This is a genomic window from Paenibacillus albicereus (assembly GCF_012676905.1).
GTDB classification, from domain to species: domain Bacteria; phylum Bacillota; class Bacilli; order Paenibacillales; family Paenibacillaceae; genus Paenibacillus_O; species Paenibacillus_O albicereus.
Genome location: NZ_CP051428.1, coordinates 2,990,286 through 3,005,811 on the forward strand (window position 1 = coordinate 2,990,286; position 15,526 = coordinate 3,005,811).

The 15,526-nt window shown below is 63.2% G+C and carries 13 protein-coding genes and 3 tRNA genes; 4 read left to right on the top strand and 12 right to left on the bottom strand.

Annotated features, from left to right (window positions below):
* Window positions 1-27 precede the first annotated feature (27 nt).
* Complete coding sequence (locus HGI30_RS13330) at window positions 28-297, top strand: hypothetical protein (protein WP_168908005.1); 270 nt, start codon at window positions 28-30, stop codon at window positions 295-297.
* 153 nt (window positions 298-450) lie between these two features.
* Window positions 451-702, top strand: coding sequence for a hypothetical protein (locus tag HGI30_RS13335; protein WP_168908006.1), 252 nt, complete (start codon window positions 451-453; stop codon window positions 700-702).
* A 65-nt stretch (window positions 703-767) separates the two neighbouring features.
* On the opposite strand, the gene HGI30_RS13340 is transcribed toward HGI30_RS13335, so the two are convergent.
* From HGI30_RS13340 to HGI30_RS13355, 4 genes are all read right to left on the bottom strand, one after another.
* Window positions 768-850 (bottom strand) — tRNA-Leu (locus tag HGI30_RS13340).
* Window positions 851-1,005: 155 nt separating this feature from the next.
* Window positions 1,006-1,082: transfer RNA gene (locus tag HGI30_RS13345), tRNA-Ile, on the bottom strand.
* 40 nt (window positions 1,083-1,122) lie between these two features.
* Window positions 1,123-1,196, bottom strand: a tRNA-Met gene (locus HGI30_RS13350).
* Window positions 1,197-1,284: 88 nt separating this feature from the next.
* The gene (locus HGI30_RS13355; RefSeq protein ID WP_168908007.1) at window positions 1,285-1,461 is read right to left on the bottom strand and encodes a hypothetical protein; all 177 of its coding nucleotides are present in this window, start codon (window positions 1,459-1,461) and stop codon (window positions 1,285-1,287) included.
* A gap of 213 nt (window positions 1,462-1,674) precedes the next feature.
* Here HGI30_RS13355 and HGI30_RS13360 point away from each other — a divergent pair, with 213 nt between their 5' ends.
* Window positions 1,675-2,418: a sulfite exporter TauE/SafE family protein gene (locus HGI30_RS13360; RefSeq protein WP_168908008.1), complete on the top strand. Its 744-nt coding sequence runs from the start codon at window positions 1,675-1,677 to the stop codon at window positions 2,416-2,418.
* Between the two features lie 80 nt (window positions 2,419-2,498).
* Here HGI30_RS13360 and HGI30_RS13365 read toward each other — a convergent pair whose 3' ends face one another.
* The 8 genes from HGI30_RS13365 to HGI30_RS13400 form a co-directional block, all read right to left on the bottom strand.
* A complete protein-coding gene (locus tag HGI30_RS13365) occupies window positions 2,499-4,055 on the bottom strand; it encodes an ABC transporter substrate-binding protein (protein WP_168908009.1) in 1,557 nt (518 codons plus the stop codon).
* Window positions 4,052-4,936, bottom strand: coding sequence for an ABC transporter ATP-binding protein (locus tag HGI30_RS13370; RefSeq protein ID WP_168908010.1), 885 nt, complete (start codon window positions 4,934-4,936; stop codon window positions 4,052-4,054). The genes HGI30_RS13365 and HGI30_RS13370 overlap by 4 nt, the downstream gene beginning before the upstream one ends.
* A gap of 6 nt (window positions 4,937-4,942) precedes the next feature.
* Entirely contained in the window at window positions 4,943-7,831 is a 2,889-nt protein-coding gene (locus HGI30_RS13375) for an ABC transporter permease (protein ID WP_168909878.1), read from the bottom strand.
* A gap of 31 nt (window positions 7,832-7,862) precedes the next feature.
* Window positions 7,863-8,945, bottom strand: a complete 1,083-nt coding sequence (locus HGI30_RS13380; RefSeq protein WP_168908011.1) for an efflux RND transporter periplasmic adaptor subunit — start codon at window positions 8,943-8,945, stop codon at window positions 7,863-7,865.
* On the bottom strand, window positions 8,911-9,633 hold the full coding sequence (locus HGI30_RS13385) for an ABC transporter ATP-binding protein (RefSeq protein ID WP_168909879.1): 723 nt from the start codon (window positions 9,631-9,633) through the stop codon (window positions 8,911-8,913). The genes HGI30_RS13380 and HGI30_RS13385 overlap by 35 nt, the downstream gene beginning before the upstream one ends.
* 2,256 nt (window positions 9,634-11,889) lie before the next feature.
* On the bottom strand, window positions 11,890-12,906 hold the full coding sequence (locus HGI30_RS13390; RefSeq protein WP_168908012.1) for a Gfo/Idh/MocA family protein: 1,017 nt from the start codon (window positions 12,904-12,906) through the stop codon (window positions 11,890-11,892).
* A gap of 109 nt (window positions 12,907-13,015) precedes the next feature.
* Window positions 13,016-13,510, bottom strand: a complete 495-nt coding sequence (locus HGI30_RS13395; protein ID WP_168908013.1) for a glutathione peroxidase — start codon at window positions 13,508-13,510, stop codon at window positions 13,016-13,018.
* 57 nt (window positions 13,511-13,567) lie between these two features.
* Entirely contained in the window at window positions 13,568-14,377 is an 810-nt protein-coding gene (locus tag HGI30_RS13400) for an alpha/beta hydrolase (protein ID WP_168908014.1), read from the bottom strand.
* A gap of 149 nt (window positions 14,378-14,526) precedes the next feature.
* Between HGI30_RS13400 and HGI30_RS13405 the strand changes: the two genes are divergently transcribed.
* Complete coding sequence (locus HGI30_RS13405) at window positions 14,527-15,522, top strand: glycosyltransferase (protein ID WP_168908015.1); 996 nt, start codon at window positions 14,527-14,529, stop codon at window positions 15,520-15,522.
* Window positions 15,523-15,526: the final 4 nt, after the last annotated feature.

Here is a 15,526-nt window from a genome sequence, read left to right on the forward strand (position 1 = left end):
TATCGAAGAAAGTTGCAGGTGATGGCCATGAGTTACCGTCCGGTCGTAACGAACGTCAAGCTCGCGGAGCGCAACGACTCCACCCAGCTTTATCAGGTCGTCGTGAAGCTCAAGGACGGCGGAGAATGCCGCCTGTTCTACAGCCCGGAAGGCACCAAGATCAACCGTCTCCAGACGACGCCTTGTCCGGTCTGCCGCCGAGACTACTATTGCAACTGCATGGACAAGTTCATCGAAGAGATCAGCGGCCAGGTCGACCTGGAAGAGCTGAAGGCTGCCGAGCCGGCAGCGAAGTAAGAGGCCTTCCTAAGGCTTCTTTTTTTTATTCCTCCAGTGTACCGGATTCAAACGAGCCGGGCAATCCGGCGCTCCGATCTATGCTCGAATCGTTTCACAGACGGGACGGACCTGCCGATATACTTCGTATAAACGGGAGGGAGCGTGATCGCCATGCGCTTGGCTGCAGCCGTCGGCTGGATGACGGCTCCGTTCGTCATGCTGCCGGCCAGGTGGAGCCATCTGTCCGCGACGGGCCGCATCATCGGCGCCGTCTGGTCCTCCGCCCTGCTGCTGTCGCTGCTCGCCTTCGCGCAGCTATACGGCGCGCCGAGCAATCCGCCCCAGCAGGTGCAGGCCAAGGTCGTTCCTGCCGAGGCCAGTCCGGCTCCATACGCCGTGCCGGCTTCGGACGAGCATCCCTGAACGGCCGCGCGACTGGCTTGATCCAATGAAAAAAAGCAGCCCGGAGGCTGCTTTTTTTCATTGGATGCCGAAGACCGGACTCGAACCGGTACGGGGTTGCCCCCGACAGATTTTAAGTCTGTTGTGTCTGCCATTCCACCACTCCGGCAAGAGGCCACAGCCGCATTCGAGCGACATGACGAAAAACAGCTTACCATAGTTCGCCAGCTAGCGTCAACCGAAACCATCGATTTCGTCGACGGGCGAGGAGCGGGCGGCACGCCAATAAAAAAAGCCTTGCTGCGCAAGGCGGATCGTTCGCTTTGGTGGGCCCTGCAGGACTCGAACCTGCGACCAATCGGTTATGAGCCGACCGCTCTAACCAACTGAGCTAAGGGCCCTTTTGAGGGAATGAGTTGAACTCGCATAAGGGCAAATAAGTTGCGGGGGCAGGATTTGAACCTGCGGCCTTCGGGTTATGAGCCCGACGAGCTACCGGACTGCTCCACCCCGCGTCATTTCAAACATCGTCCCGCTTGGAACACGAATACAACTATACTACAGCCGATCTGGCAAAGTCAACCTGCATGCTTCTTCTCGACGCTAGGGCATATATCGGACCCCGTATTTGCCCCGCTTGGACTGAAACACCTCGATTTCGCTCGGGCATTCGTACCCGTAGATCCACCAGTCGTTCTCCATCCGCTTCACGAGGCAGCCCGCCTGAAACTTGCTGTCGTACAGCCTTCCCCAGTAGATCCAATTCGTCCTTCCCGCCACTCGCGCGCCTCCTTTCCTTCGGCGAGGTCCGATCGGACCGATGATCCGGGCCGTCGAGCCGTGCTAAGCAACAGCGTTCCCAAAATGCGCCATCTTCATTCGGAGCAAGCCGCGGCCGGCGGCGCCGGACCGCCCGTTGCCGAATTCGCTGCCTCTCCTATAAGATGAAAGAAGCCGATCTGCGGCCATCCCCCCCTGCCGAAGGGAGAACCTATGGACCCGACCTCTTTGCAGCTGACCGTCCTCATCCTCTGTTCCGTCCTGATCGGATTTTCCAAAACCGGCATGCCTACGCTCGGCTTGTTTGTGGCCGCCGTCATGGCCAGCGTCTATCCGGCGAGAGAATCGGTCGGATTGATTACGCCGGTGCTCATCATCGGCGACATCATCGCGATTCTCTACTACCGCAAGGAGGTTGTCTGGCGGCATCTGGCGTCGCTGCTGCCGTGGGTGTTCGCGGGCCTGATCGCCGGCTTCCTCGTGCTCGGCCGCATCCACGACCGGCCGCTCTCGATCCTGCTCGGCAGCCTCGTGCTCGCCCTGCTGCTGCTGCATCTGCTCAAAGGCCGCATGGAAAGCGCGGCTTCGGTCTCGCTCAGCTCCGCTCCGGCGTTCAACAACGGCCTCGGCGTGCTGGCGGGCTTCACGACGATGATCGGCAATGCCGCGGGCAGCATCATGTCGATCTACCTGCTTGCCAAAGGGATGGACAAAAAACGGTTCGTCGGCACGAACGCGATGTTCTTTTTCATCGTCAATGTCGCCAAAGTGCCGTTCACCGCCTCGCTCGGCCTCATCACCGCCGACTCGCTCCTGCTGAATGCCTGGATGATTCCCGCCGTCGCCGCCGGAGCTTGGATCGGCGTCAAGCTGCTGCCGCTCATCCCGCAGAAGGTATTCCAGGCGATGATCCTCGTGCTGGCTGGTCTCGGCGGGCTTCATCTGATCTTGTTCTGAACGCGAAGAGGGACGAAGCGGCCTTGCGCCGCTTTCGTCCCTCTTCCCGTCTGTGGATCGTCCTCGCCCGGGCTCTTGCTTCACCCGGCCGGCAGCACTTCCACCGCTCCGCCTTCCGTCGAGCCGCCTTGCTCGCCCTTCGGATTCGTCTTGAGCTTCGCCAGCAAGGCGTTGCCCTTCGTGGCCCAATCCTTGACCGCTTCTTCCGCCGTCATCTTGCCGCTCAGCGCCTGCTGGAACGATTGCTGGCCGAGACTGAACACCTCGTAGATGCCCGGCTTCGAGCGTGCGAGCGCTTCGAGCGCGCTGCTCGTCGGCGGTACCGGCTTGAGCGTATAAAACGCCTTGATGTTGTACTGCATGCCGTCGATCGGCTTGATGAACTCCGCGCGCGACGGAATTTCGTACGTGCTGCGCGACTTCAGCTTCGCCCACTCGCGGCCGTTGAGGAACTTGATGAATTCCCACGCGCCTTCCGGATTTTGCGCCTTGGCGTTGATGCCCATCGGCTGGCCGAGGTAGGAGTTGCCGCCGACATCAGGGTGCTCCTCGAATACCGGCACCGTTACGACATCCCAGTCGATCGCTTTCATCGACTTGTTCGTCGCGGCGGCATCCTTCATGTTTTTGAGCTCCATGATGTAATTGTAGTCGCCGATCGTCATCGCGACGTTGCCGGAGCTGAACAGATCGCCCTGATTCGGATACGAGCTGATGCTTTTATCCTTCTCTCGGGCTTTCTGCTGCGCTTCGTTGATCTTCTGGATCTTCTCCTGCGTCGGCAGCACGTCTTCCTTGTACAGCTTGAGGAACGTGTCCCAGGCGTTGCTCCAGGCCGGCCCGCTGTCGACGAGCATCTTCTCGCCCTTGTCGTCGTACATTTTGAGCTGCAGCGGAGCGACGTAAGTCTGAATGTCGTTGAAGGCATCGCCGCCGCTCCAGCGGTTCAGCGTAAGGCCGAACACCTGCTTCTCCCCGGTGCCGCCCTTCACCTTGCGGGCGAGATCGAACACCTGGTTCCACGTCATCTTGTCGGTCGGCGGCTGCACGCCGGCGTCGCTGAAAATCTTCTTGTTGTAGAACAGGGCGGAGCCGCTGAACGTCGGCGTCAGCACATAGATCTTGGAGTCTCCCGCCGCCTTGATGCCGTCGATGACCGTCGGCACGTAGTCGCTGATGTCGAACTTATCCTTGGCGATGAGCGGGTCGAGCTGCTGCAGCAAGCCGTCCTGCGTCATCCGCTGGAGCTGGTAATAGTCGACCATGACGACGTCGACCGGATTTTTGCCGGTCAGCAGCTCCTTCATCTTGTCGTACGGATCCGGCTGCTCCTTCTGGTCCTCGCCGTTCGAGTACCGCATGTCGTTGTAGTTGTTCGCATAGACGATTTCCAGGTTGACGTTCGGATGCGTGAACTCGAACGTATCGGTGTACTGCTGGCGGAACCAGGACTCGTTGTCCGCCGAGCCGTACAGCATGCCGATGCGCAGCACGCTCTGCTCCGATTGCTCGGACGAGGACCCGCTGCATCCCGCGAGCGCTCCCGCAGCCAGCGTCGCCGCCATCGCGGCCAGCCCGGCCGCGCGCAGGCGCGTTCCCTTCTTCTTCACCACAGTCGTTTCTCCAAGCTCTTTCATGCTTGTTCCCCCTCTACCAGCTTCGGTTTTGTAATGATGATGCGTTCCCCGTCGAACTCCATGGACGCCTTGCCCGTAATGCCGAGCGCGGACAAATATTCCTTGGGCACCTGCAGGCGGCCGGCGCGGTCGACGACGGCATACGCCTCATGCACCTCCTGCAGCCCGCCCCGGCCGAAGCCGGTCGCTTCGTCAAGATGCGTGTTGCGCCGCAGGAACTCGGTGCTCGTGAGGCCGTCGCGGATGGCGACGACGCGATCCACCTTGCCCGCCAGCGACAGGTCATGGGTGACGATGACGATCGTCAGGCCCAGCTCGCGGTTGAGCGTCCGGAAAATGTCCATGATGAGGTCGCTCGTGCGGCTGTCGACCGAGCCGGTCGGCTCGTCGGCCAGCAGCATCTGCGGCCGGTTGGACAGGGAGATCGCGATGGCGACCCGCTGCTGCTCCCCGCCGGACAGCTGATGCAGCTTGTTGTGCATCCGCTCCTTCAGCCCGACCCACTCGAGCAGTTGCCGCGAGTAGGCGCGGTCGACCTTGCCCCGGAGCATCATCGGCATCTCGACGTTCTCGAGCGCGGACAGGTACGGCAGCAGGTTGCGGGCGTTGTTCTGCCATATGAAGCCGACCGTCTCCCGCTTGTACTTGACCAGCTGGTCGTCGGTGATCTTGAGCAGGTCCCACGGGCCGACCCGGACCGAGCCTGCCGACGGACGGTCGAGTCCGCCGAGGATGTTGAGCAGCGTCGACTTGCCGCTGCCGCTGTTGCCGATGATCGCCATCAGCTCGCCGTCCTTGACGCTGAGGTCGAGCCCCTGCAGGGCGACGACCTCGAGATCGTCGGTCTTGTAGATTTTGACCAGGCCTTCGCAGTCAATCATGGCCCATCATCGCTCCTCTCCCATCTTGACCGCCTGATGCACCCGCAGCCTGCGGATATGAAGCATCAGCAGCAGCGCGCCCACGAGCATCATGAAGGCGACGACGACGTACAGCTGCATCGTATCCTGGCTGTCGAACACGACGCGGAAAGGAGGCACGTTGCCGGCCGCGTTGTCCGCCGTCTGCAGGAACGGCAGGAACAGCAGGCTCGCGATCTTCCCGATCGCCACCCCGAGGCCGATGCTGAGCCCGGCCGTGAACAGCTGCTCCAGCAGCAGCATGCCGGTCAGCTGGCGCTTGGACAGCCCCATGGCCCGCAGCACGCCGAACTGCACGACCCGCCCCGACAGATTGAAGAACCAGTACAGGATGTAGCCGGTCAGCGTGACGATGACCGAGACGAGGAAGCCGAGGCTCAGGATGCCGAACACGCCTCCGCGCGTCGGCAGCTTGCTCTGCGCGATCAGCGCCGAGCGTACGTCCTTGACGCTCGCCAGCTCGATGCCTTGGCGCTGCAGCTCGGCCATGAGCGGGGCCACCTTGGCGTCGGGGCTCATCTTGAGCCAGACGTCGTAAGGGATCAGCGGCAACTGGTCGTAGATATAATCCAGGTTGGCGATCAAAAACGGCGACTCGTCGGGGTATTGCGACGGCCAGTACGGCAGGATGCCGACGACGGCGAAATCGATCATGCCGTCAGTAAGGCCGATGGAGACCGTATCGCCGATTTTGAGCTGGTATTTCTCGGCCAGGCCGGACGGGATGATCGCCCCGGCTCCTTCGGCATAAATGCCGAGGCTGTTGAGGTATCGGTTCGGATGGACCGGGTATAGATCGTCCCGGAACCAGCCGACTTTGGCGAAGTCGACGTTGTCGATGCCCATCAGCGTGCCTTGGCCGATCGAGCGGCCGGAGACGACGACGCTGCCCTTGGCCTGGAGCACGCGGGCTGCCGCCTCGACGCCGTCGAGCGACCGGAACACCTCGAACGGCGGCTCCGAATAGCGGACCTTGGCCGGCACCGGCGGCTGGCCTCCCCCGCCGCCGGTGCCTCCGCCTCCGCCCCCGTTGCCTCCATTGCCGCCGCCTTCTCCGCCGCCTCCGTTGCCGCCTCCGTTGCCGCCTCCGTTGGAGCCGCCCCCGCCCTGTCCGGGCGCGATCTCGGGCGTGCCGGACCACACGGTCTGCATGACGACGTCCGTGCCGTACTGGTAGAGCGTGCGCTCGGTCGAGTTGAGGTCGATCGTCCGCGCGGCCGATGCGTTGTACACGCCCAGTCCGAGCGTCAGGATGAGCAGGATCATGAGCGGATAATAGCCTTGGGAAGAGCGCGACAGCTGCGTCAGCGTCATATAGAGCGGCACCGGCAGCAGCTTGCGGCCCATCCAGCCCCACAGCCGCAGCAGCCACGGGAACAGCCGCAGGAAGAACAGGCCGAGCGAGAAGATCGCCAGCGCCGGCACGAAGAACAGGAACGGCTGCACGTTCAGCTGGTCCGTCGTCATGCCGGTCTGGAACGTCAGCATCTGGCGCTCGTTCAGCAAATACCAGCCATAGCCGCTTGCGCCGAGCAGCAGCACGTCGAGGAACCAGCGCTGCCAGAAGGGCGCCCGGTCCGAGCGGGCGAGCTTCTGCTTGTAGCCGACGATCGAAGCGCGGGCATAGATGACCGCCGGGATGACGGTCGCCAGCACGGCGAGCAGCACGGCGGCGCTGCCGGCGATGATCGCGTCGGTCGTGAAGCCGACCGGGATCGACTTGCGGTCGACGAATTCCAGGAAGCCGTTGGCCGAGCCGATGCTCTTGGCCATGAACCAGCCGAGGAGCGGTCCGAGCACGAATGCCGCGCCGCCAAGCAGCAGGCTTTCGAGCAGATACAAGCCGATGATCTGCCGGGTGCCGGCGCCGCGGCTGCGCAGCACGGCGATGTCGCTGCGCTGCTTGTCGAGCGCCTGGCGGGCGTTCATCGCGATGAAGTAGAACACCATCGCGATCATCGGCGCGGCCAGCGTGAACAGCAGCGTCTGCAGCTGCAGGCTCGTCTTGCGGAATTCCTGCAGGATGGAGGCGAAGCTGATCTCGACGCGCGTATCGGGGAGCTTTTGGTACAGCTCGATGTTCAGCCTATCGAGCGTGCGGCCGAGCGGCGCAAGCTCGCCCGTGCGGATCTCGCGCAGGTCGAACGCGTAGTACCAGGTGCCGCTATGGAGCGGCACCTTGCGGTCCTTGAGAATGCCATCCGTCATCGCGGCCTCGCTCGTGAGGAACGTATTCATCATCCCCTCGAGGCCCTGGTACCAGAACGGATCGGTATCCTGCTTCGGCTTGAACGTGCCGACGATCTGGACGCGAAGCGTCTGGTCCGCGCCGCCTCCGTAAGCCGGATAGAGGAACACGTCGCCGACGTGCATGTCGGCGCGGTAGAGCGCCTCCTCCATCACGACCGCCTCGATCGTCTCGCCGTCGCCCTTGCCGGGCACGAACCAGCGTCCCTGGGTCAGCTCCGCCTTGTCCTCCACTCCCTTCAGCGCTTGCAGGGAGAACTTGCGGCTGACGCTGGCGCTGACCTTGCTCGGATCCTCCGGCGTGATGTCCGCGCTGCGGATCGAGTAGCTGCGCGTCGCCGTGTCGATCGGGAATCCGATCTGCTCCGGGACGCCGTCGCGGATGTAGTCGTCGACGCTGCCGAGCGCGGCCAGATCGGTCGGACCCGGACTTGCATTGTAGCGCATGAGCAGGGAGCCGGCAGGCAGGCCCTCGCTCTCCTCCTGCAGCGATTGCGTGACGACGCGCTTGAGCGAGCCGTCCGCATACATCGGGATGCTGACCGCGAACGCGACCGCCAGCACGAGGCCGGCGAGCGAGCTGAGCGTCAGCCACCTGGTGTTCCACATTTTGCGGAACAGGAATCGGATCAGCAGCACGTTACCTGCCCACCACTTTCATGCCGGGCTCGAGGCCCTTCAGGATCTCGACCGCCGTAGCGGTCTGCTCGCCGACCTCCACGTCCACCTCCCGCTTCGTCTCGCCCTCGACGACCTGCACGTACGTGCGGGAGCCGATGCTGCGCAGCGCCGATGGCGGGATGACGACGGCGTTCGGCTTGCTCTTGACGACGATGCTCACGGAAAGCATCGTGCCTCGCGCCACATTCGCCGGCACCTTGTCGAGCTGAATGAGCAGGAAATCCTCCGGCCGCTCCGGCGCGGACGCGCCGCCGCTGCCGCCGTTGCCTCCGTTTCCATTGCCGCCTTCCTCCTCGGGCGGGGCGACCGGCAGGGCCGTGATCTTGCCGCCGACCTCGCCGACGCCGTTGATGTCGACGACCGCCTTCATGCCGACCGTCACCTGCTCCAGCTCATCGGCGTCGAGCTTGATGCCGGGCACGAGCTGGCCCGTGTCGGCGATGACGCAGATCGGATCGTACGCCTTGATCGCATCGCCCTTCTGCACCGGCAGCTGCACGACCGTGCCGGCGAACGGCGCGACGAGCGTCGCCTTGCCGATCTCCGTCTCCAAGTCGCCGATCGCCTGGCGCTTCTCCTCGAAGGCAATGACGGCCGCCTCGAAATCGACCGGCGGCATCTCGTCTTTCTTGCGCAGCGTCTCCTTCATCGCGACCTCGTCCTTGCGGAATTGCAGGCGCTGGTCGCGCAGCTGCTTCTGCATGTCCTCGACGTCGAGCGACGCGATTGGGTCGCCTTTTTTCACCTTTTGTCCCGGTTTTATGTACAAGTCCTTGAGACGCTTGCCCTCCAGCGTGTAATAGAGCGTCTCCTCCCGCAGGGAAATCAGCTTGCCGGCCGCCTCGACGCGGGTTTCAAGCGTCTGCGTCGTCACCTCATACTCCGGCTTCTTGGAAATCTGAGGCGGGGCGATCGACGGCAGCACCTCCTCCTCCTGCTCGGCCGGCAGCAGCGAGCAGCCGGCCGACAGCGCCAGCGAGCAGCCCAGCATCAGGGCGGCGGCGCGCTTAGATGAACGTCCCGTCCACCATTTCGTAAACATGATCGGCAACCTCCAAAATCGTAGGATCGTGAGTCGTCATGCAGATCGTGACGCCCTCGGATTGAATCATCGTGCGAAAGACGGACATGATCTGCGCCGACATCTGACTGTCGAGCTCCGCCGTCGGCTCGTCGGCGAGCAGCAGGCGCGGCCGGTGGGCGATCGCCTTGGCGATGGCAACCCGCTGCTGCTCGCCGCCGGACATCTCGAACGGACGATGCTTCATCCGGCGCTCGAGCCCGACCATGGCGAGGCAATGCTCCACCCGGCTCTTCCATTCGGCGCGGGGCGTGCCTGCCATGCGCAGCGACAGCTCGACGTTCTCGTAGGCGGACAGCAGCGGCATGAGCGCGAACGCCTGGAAAATGAAGCCCATCCGCTCGCGGCGGATGACCGTGCGCTTGTCGTCGCCGAGCTTGTGGATCGGCTGGCCGTCGAACCAGATCTCGCCGCTGCTCGGCGTGTCCAGTCCTCCGATCAGGTTGAGCAGCGTCGTCTTGCCGGAGCCCGAACGGCCCTTGAGCATGACGAGCCGGCGATGCGGCACCTCCATCGTGATGCCCTTGAGCACGTGGATGGGACCGCCCGAAGCCGGAAAGCTGCGCTGGACGCCGCTTACCTGAAGCAGCGGCCCGGAAGGCTCGGCTTCCTCCGCGGCCGCGTCGAAGCGGCCGTCGGCCGCCGACATCTCGGCCGCCGCAAGCTCGGCTGGCTCTCCCGGCTCCGCCAGCAGCCTTGAGCCGTCTTTAGCGTCGAGCGCTTCAACACCGGCCAGCTCGCCTTGCCCGTGCGTCTCCGGCGTCCATTCGTCCGGCGGCGCCTGGGCTGGAGAATCTTTTTTCTTCTTTTTCCAGATCATGGTGAATCTCGACCCTCCGATTTCTCATCTTTCTCATTTTTCCTGTAGACGGATGGAAATGCTTAAAGGTTACACCGGAAATTGCCTATTTCGAAAAAAAACCGAAAAACGCGACAAAAGTCCCGTTTCAAAGGCGGCTGTTTGGGGCATAGCTTGGGACCGCATCGCATGGGACGGAGACTCCGCATGAGCTCCGGAGCGCGTCGCTGCTGACAGCGGAAGCCCAGCAAGAAACTCGGTCTGCACTGCTGCTGGTGGCGGAAGCCCAGCAAGAAGCTCGGACTGCATTGCTGCTGGTGGCGGAAACCCAGTCATAAACTCGAACTGTACTGCTGCTGGTGGCGGATAGCACTGCTGGGCACGATGGGGAGTCATTCCGATCTCCCTGGGGCCCTGTTTTCTTGATTTCGTCCGTCAGCAGATGTGAATCCGGCTTCCACGGGAATCGCCGCCGTTTCTCCACGAGCTCCCCGCTTGCTTCAAGGCTACTCCCTGAACGCACGCCGCTTCACAGGGAGGCTTCGCCCCCTGCGATCGGACTCGCAATCACGCCGCTACGCTCACCAGCCGCTCCCGGACTATACCTGTGTTCGAGTTGCTCGGTTTTTCCGCGCAATTCCACCCGTTTCTCCGGCTCCGCACCCGAGTTGCTCGGTTTTTCCGCGCAGCTCCCTCCGTTTCTCCGGCTCCGCATCCGAGTAACTCGGTTTTTCCGCGCAGCTCTCTCCGTTTCTCCGGCTCCACACCCGAGTTGCTCGGTTTTTCCGCGCAGCTCTCCCCGTTTCCCCGACTCCGCACCCGAGTTAGACGGTTTTTCCGCGCAATTCCCTCCGTTTCTCCGGCACCGCACCCGAGTTACTCGGTTTTTCCGCGCAACTCCCTCTGTTCCCCGACTCCGCACCCGAGTTAGACGGTTTTCCCGCGCAACTCCCCCCCGTTTCTCCGGCTCCGCACCCGATTTGCTCGGTTTTTCCGCGCAATTCCACCCGTTTCCCGACTTTGCACCCGAGTAACTCGGTTTTTCCGCGCAACTCCCTCCGTTTCTCCGGCTCCGCACCCGATTTGCTCGGTTTTTCCGCGCAATCCCCTCCGTTTCACCGACTCCGCACCCGAGTTGCTCGGTTTTTCCGCGCAATTCCCTCCGTTTCCCCGACTCCGCACCCGAGTAACTCGATTTTTTCGACTTAATCCCTCGTTTACGCGCCTCCTAGTACCAGCTAACTCGATTTTTTCGACTTAATCCCTCGTTTACGGGCCTCCTAGCACCAGATAGCTCGATTTTTTCGACTTAATCGCTCGATTTCGCGCCTCCACAGCCGAGACGACTGGACTGATAAGGCTAGCCGGCAGGGGCGGCAGCTAGGCGGCATAGCTTGCTTACATTTGAAGGGCCCACCGGGCGATGGAGCGAAGTCAAGCTCGCTGGGCCAGCACGGAGCGCAAGACAAATGTGCTGTTTCACGGCGAGACAGCACGCTCCCTAATAAATGGGGGAGCAGCGGGCGGTGGACGAAAGGAGCAGAGCAACGGGTGGTGGACGAAAGGAGCGGAGCAGAGGACGATGGGATGAAAGGAGCGGAGCAATGGGCGGTGGACGAAAGGAGTGGAGCAGAGGGCGATGGGATGAAAGGAGCGGAGCGAGTCGATGCCTTTCGGAGAAGCGACAGCGGTCCTCTTGGAAGACAGACGCCCTCCGAATAGGAGGTTAGGCAATCCAGGCATCTGGCTTCCAGTGGAAACGGAGAGAGGCCCGGCTCGCCCAGCGACCTGTTCGTCCAGAGAGGCCTGGCTCGCCCGGCGGCCTGCTCGTCCAGATAGGCCCGGCTCGCTCTGCGGCCTGGTCGTCCAGTAAGGCTCAGCTCGCCCTGCGGCCTGGTCGTCCAGTAAGGCTTAGCTCTCCCTGCGGACTGCTCGTCCAGATAGGCCTGGCTCGGCTCGCCTGCGGCCTGTTCCTCCAGATTGGCCCGGCTCGCCCAGCGCCCAAGTCGCACCCGCCAATGTCCGGCAACAAAAAAGAAGCTGTCCTCATCCGGCGCATGGCCGGCCTGAAAACAGCCTCTCCCGCTAGGGCTAATCCGTTACCGATTATCCCTCGTTCCTTATCCTGCCTGCCTCGCGCGATCGGTCCGCCGGGAACTCGAGCCCGATCTGGCGGCGAGCCTCGTCCATGACCTCCATGACCGCCAGCGACAGCTCGAACGTGTTGACGTCCGACTCCGTCCGGCCTTCGGCGATCAGGCGCACGAACGCCTCGATCTCGTACTGCATCGTGTTGGCCGCCTGCGGACGGCTCAAATCCTCTTCCGCTCCGCCCCGGAGCTGCAGGCGTACGGACGCCGGCTGGCTGATGCGCTCGATGCGCATGACGCCCTGCTCGCCCTGAATCTCCGCCGGCAGCGACGAATCGCTGATCTTGGAGTGCGCGATCAGCGCCTCCATCCCGGGATAGCCGAGCAGCAGGCTGCCCCGGCCGTCCACGCCGGACTCCAGCATGACCGCGCTCGCCTGCACGGTCTGCGGCTTGCCGAACAGCGCCACGAGCGGGTACAGGCAGTACACGCCGATATCCATCAGCGAGCCGTTGGACAGCTCCGGCTTGAAGGCGTTCAGCACCTCGCCCTCCTTGTAGCGGTCATAGCGGGAGGAATACTGGCAGAACGAGGCAAAGTACTGCCGAACCTCGCCCAGCCGGTGGAGGTTGTCCCGAATCGCGGCGAAGTTCGGCAGGAACGTCGACTTCATCGCTTCGAGCAGCAGCACGCCGTGCTGCCTGGAAGCGTCGATCATCTCCAGCAGCTCGCGGCTGTTGGAGGCGATCGGCTTTTCGCACAGCACATGTTTGCCGCGCTTCATGAAGAGGATGGCCTGCTCCGCATGCAGCGCGTTCGGGCTGGCGATGTAGACGGCGTCCAGCTCGCCGCTCGCCGCCATTTCCTCGAGATCCGTGAACCGGCGCAGGATGCCGTGCTTGTCCGCGAACGCCGCTCCCCTCTCGGCGCTCCGCGAATAATGCGCCGCGAGCTGCAGGCCGTCCACGTGCCGAGCCGCGTCGATGAACGATTCCGTGATGAAGTTGGAGCCGATGATTCCGATACGTAGCATGCTTGTTCCTCCTTGGATCTGGGTCGTATCCAGTCTATCACAGAGAGGGGAAAGCAGGTAGAAAAGCCCGCCCCCAAAAGGGAGCGGGCGGACGGCCTTTCGGCGGAGCCTACACCGCGGCGCCGGCTCCGAGCAGCCGCCGGATATGGCTCTCGATCTTTTCCGGCTTGTCGGTCGGCGCGAAGCGCTGCACGACGCGGCCATCCTTGTCGACGAGGAACTTCGTGAAGTTCCATTTGATCGCCTTGGTGCCGAGAAAGCCTTTGGCCTCGCTCGTCAGATGCCGGAACAGCGGATGCGCGCCGTCGCCGTTGACGTCGACCTTGGCGTACAGCGGGAACGTGACGCCGAAGTTGATGCGGCATGCCTCCTGGATCTGGTCGTTGCCTCCGGGCTCCTGATTGGCGAACTGGCCGCACGGAAAGCCGAGCACGGCCAGTCCCTCGTCCTTGTACGTCTGATGCAGCTTCTCCAGCCCGTCGAACTGCGGCGCCAGCCCGCACTTCGTCGCCGTATTGACGATCAGCATCACCTTGCCCCGATAGGGCTCGAGCGTCACGCTTTCCCCGCTCGCCTTTTGCACCGGAATCTCATAGATCGACATCGGCCTCGCCTCCTGTTCATCGCTTCAATTAAATTGTATAAAATTTAATATCCGTCGTCAATCCGGCTTGCTTGGCCAGCCGAGATCGTCCAGCCAGCTGGCGGACAGCTCCAGCCAGCCGCCGGCGCGGCGGTCGCCCGCCGCCATGCCGATGCCGTGCCCTCCGCGCTGATACACATGCAGGTCATAAGGAACGCCGTGCTCCGCCAGCGCCATGGCGAACCGAAGGCTGTTCCGAGCCGTAACGCCTTCATCCTCCGCCGTATGCCACAGGAACGCCGGCGGCGTATCCGGGCCGACCTGCTCGTCCGCGCTCAGCAGCGCCTCCAGCTCCGGATCGGGCTGCTCGCCGAGCAGGCTGCGCCGCGATCCGCCGTGCGTCAGCTCCGGCCGCATGCTGATGACGGGATAGCACAGCAGCAGCGCGTCCGGGCGGCATCCGATCCGCCGGATCGGGTCCTCCGACAGCGGATCGCCGTCATTGCCGAGCGTGCCGGCGCTCGCCGCCACATGTCCGCCGGCCGAAAAGCCGAGCAGCGCGATCCGATCGGGATCGACGCCCCACTCCTGCGCGTGCAGCCGCACGAGGCGGATCGCCTGCTGGGCGTCCTCCAGCGCGCTCGGATAGGCGTACGGAGCGACGCGATAATGCAGGACGAACGCGTGGAAGCCGCGTTCCCGGTACCAGGCCGCGACCGGCTCGGCTTCGTGCCCGGCGCGCATCGCGTAGCCGCCTCCGGGGCAGACGATGACGGCCCCTCTCGTTTCCGTTCCGGCCGCGGGAAAGCGCAGCAGATGCGGCCGGTCCTCCTCTTCCGTGCCGAGCGCGCCCGGCGCTCCTTGCGGCCAAAGCTCGATCTTTTCCATGGCAGATGCTCCTCTCCAGTCCTGATTCGTCCGTGCGGTTCACTAGCCTGTTCTCCCCGCGCGGCCGTTCTCCTCCCTCCTCTATACCCTCGATCGGGCCGGTCGAGTATACTAGCAGAAGCATGGACCATCCGAAGGAGGAATCGACGGTGACGAAAGTCGGTCTCGTCATGAGAAAAATTCAGTTCGCGGAGGCGCAAGGCCCCCGCATCTACGCCGAAAGGCTGCAGGCGCTCAGCCGCGAGCTCGGCGTGGAGATCGTCTTCGTCGCGCCGGACCGCCATGTGAGCGGGTACGACCAGGCGCCGGGCTACGAGTACGAAAAAGGCGATCTCGTCAACTACGACCTCGTGCTGGAGCAGCTCGACCGGGAGCGGATCGAGCATGTCATCTACACGGTATCCGGGTTCACCTTTCTCAAGATGTTCCGCGACAAGGCCGTGCTGTTCCCGCACAGCTATCCGCATCCCGACCTGACGGGATACGAGATGATGAAGCCGTTCTACTCGATCGTGGACAAGGCGGTCGTACATACGGACTACTTGAAGGGGCTGTTCCGGACCGATTGGGGCGTCACGGACGTGGACGTCATCCCGATCGGCTTCGAGGAAGAGCTCGCCGAGCGCCATTACGATCCGTCGCAGGTGGTGGAGAACCGCATCCTGTGGATCGGGCGCGACGAGCCGAACCGCCGTCCCGACCTGCCGCTCGAGTACGCGCGCCGCAATCCGGACAAGGACGTCGTGATGGCGATGGGCGGCCTCCGCTACCGCGAGAGCATGAAGCGCTACGACATCCCGTCCAACGTGACGCTGAAGTTCGCGCTGACGCGGGACGAGGTGTTCGAGCTGATGAATTCCGCCAAGGTGTACTGGAGCAGCAGCCGCTTCGACACGTTCTCGATGCCGCTCGCGGAAGCGATGGCGATGGGCAAGCTCGTCGTCAAGCCGGAGCACCCCTGCTACGGGCATATCGCCTCGACGCATACGTTCGCCGGCAGCGAGTCCAACTGGTTCGAGCTGCTGAACATGGCGGCCGCGCATCCGCGAAGGGTGTCCGAGGACAACCGCGACCAGGCGTTCAGCCGCTTCGGCGGACGCGTCATGAAGGCGGGCTACGAGAAGTTCTACTCCGGCTGGCTGTAGGCAT

Bases quoted from the DNA above. Each gene is read 5' to 3' on its own strand.
- HGI30_RS13330 (WP_168908005.1), top strand. From the start codon at position 28: ATGAGTTACCGTCCGGTCGTAACGAACGTCAAGCTCGCGGAGCGCAAC.
- HGI30_RS13375 (WP_168909878.1), bottom strand. From the start codon at position 7,831: ATGTGGAACACCAGGTGGCTGACGCTCAGCTCGCTCGCCGGCCTCGTG.
- HGI30_RS13400 (WP_168908014.1), bottom strand. From the start codon at position 14,377: ATGGAAAAGATCGAGCTTTGGCCGCAAGGAGCGCCGGGCGCGCTCGGC.
- HGI30_RS13360 (WP_168908008.1), top strand. From the start codon at position 1,675: ATGGACCCGACCTCTTTGCAGCTGACCGTCCTCATCCTCTGTTCCGTC.
- HGI30_RS13385 (WP_168909879.1), bottom strand. From the start codon at position 9,633: ATGTCGGCGGCCGACGGCCGCTTCGACGCGGCCGCGGAGGAAGCCGAG.
- HGI30_RS13380 (WP_168908011.1), bottom strand. From the start codon at position 8,945: ATGTTTACGAAATGGTGGACGGGACGTTCATCTAAGCGCGCCGCCGCC.
- HGI30_RS13370 (WP_168908010.1), bottom strand. From the start codon at position 4,936: ATGATTGACTGCGAAGGCCTGGTCAAAATCTACAAGACCGACGATCTC.
- HGI30_RS13335 (WP_168908006.1), top strand. From the start codon at position 451: ATGCGCTTGGCTGCAGCCGTCGGCTGGATGACGGCTCCGTTCGTCATG.
- HGI30_RS13390 (WP_168908012.1), bottom strand. From the start codon at position 12,906: ATGCTACGTATCGGAATCATCGGCTCCAACTTCATCACGGAATCGTTC.
- HGI30_RS13395 (WP_168908013.1), bottom strand. From the start codon at position 13,510: ATGTCGATCTATGAGATTCCGGTGCAAAAGGCGAGCGGGGAAAGCGTG.
- HGI30_RS13365 (WP_168908009.1), bottom strand. From the start codon at position 4,055: ATGAAAGAGCTTGGAGAAACGACTGTGGTGAAGAAGAAGGGAACGCGC.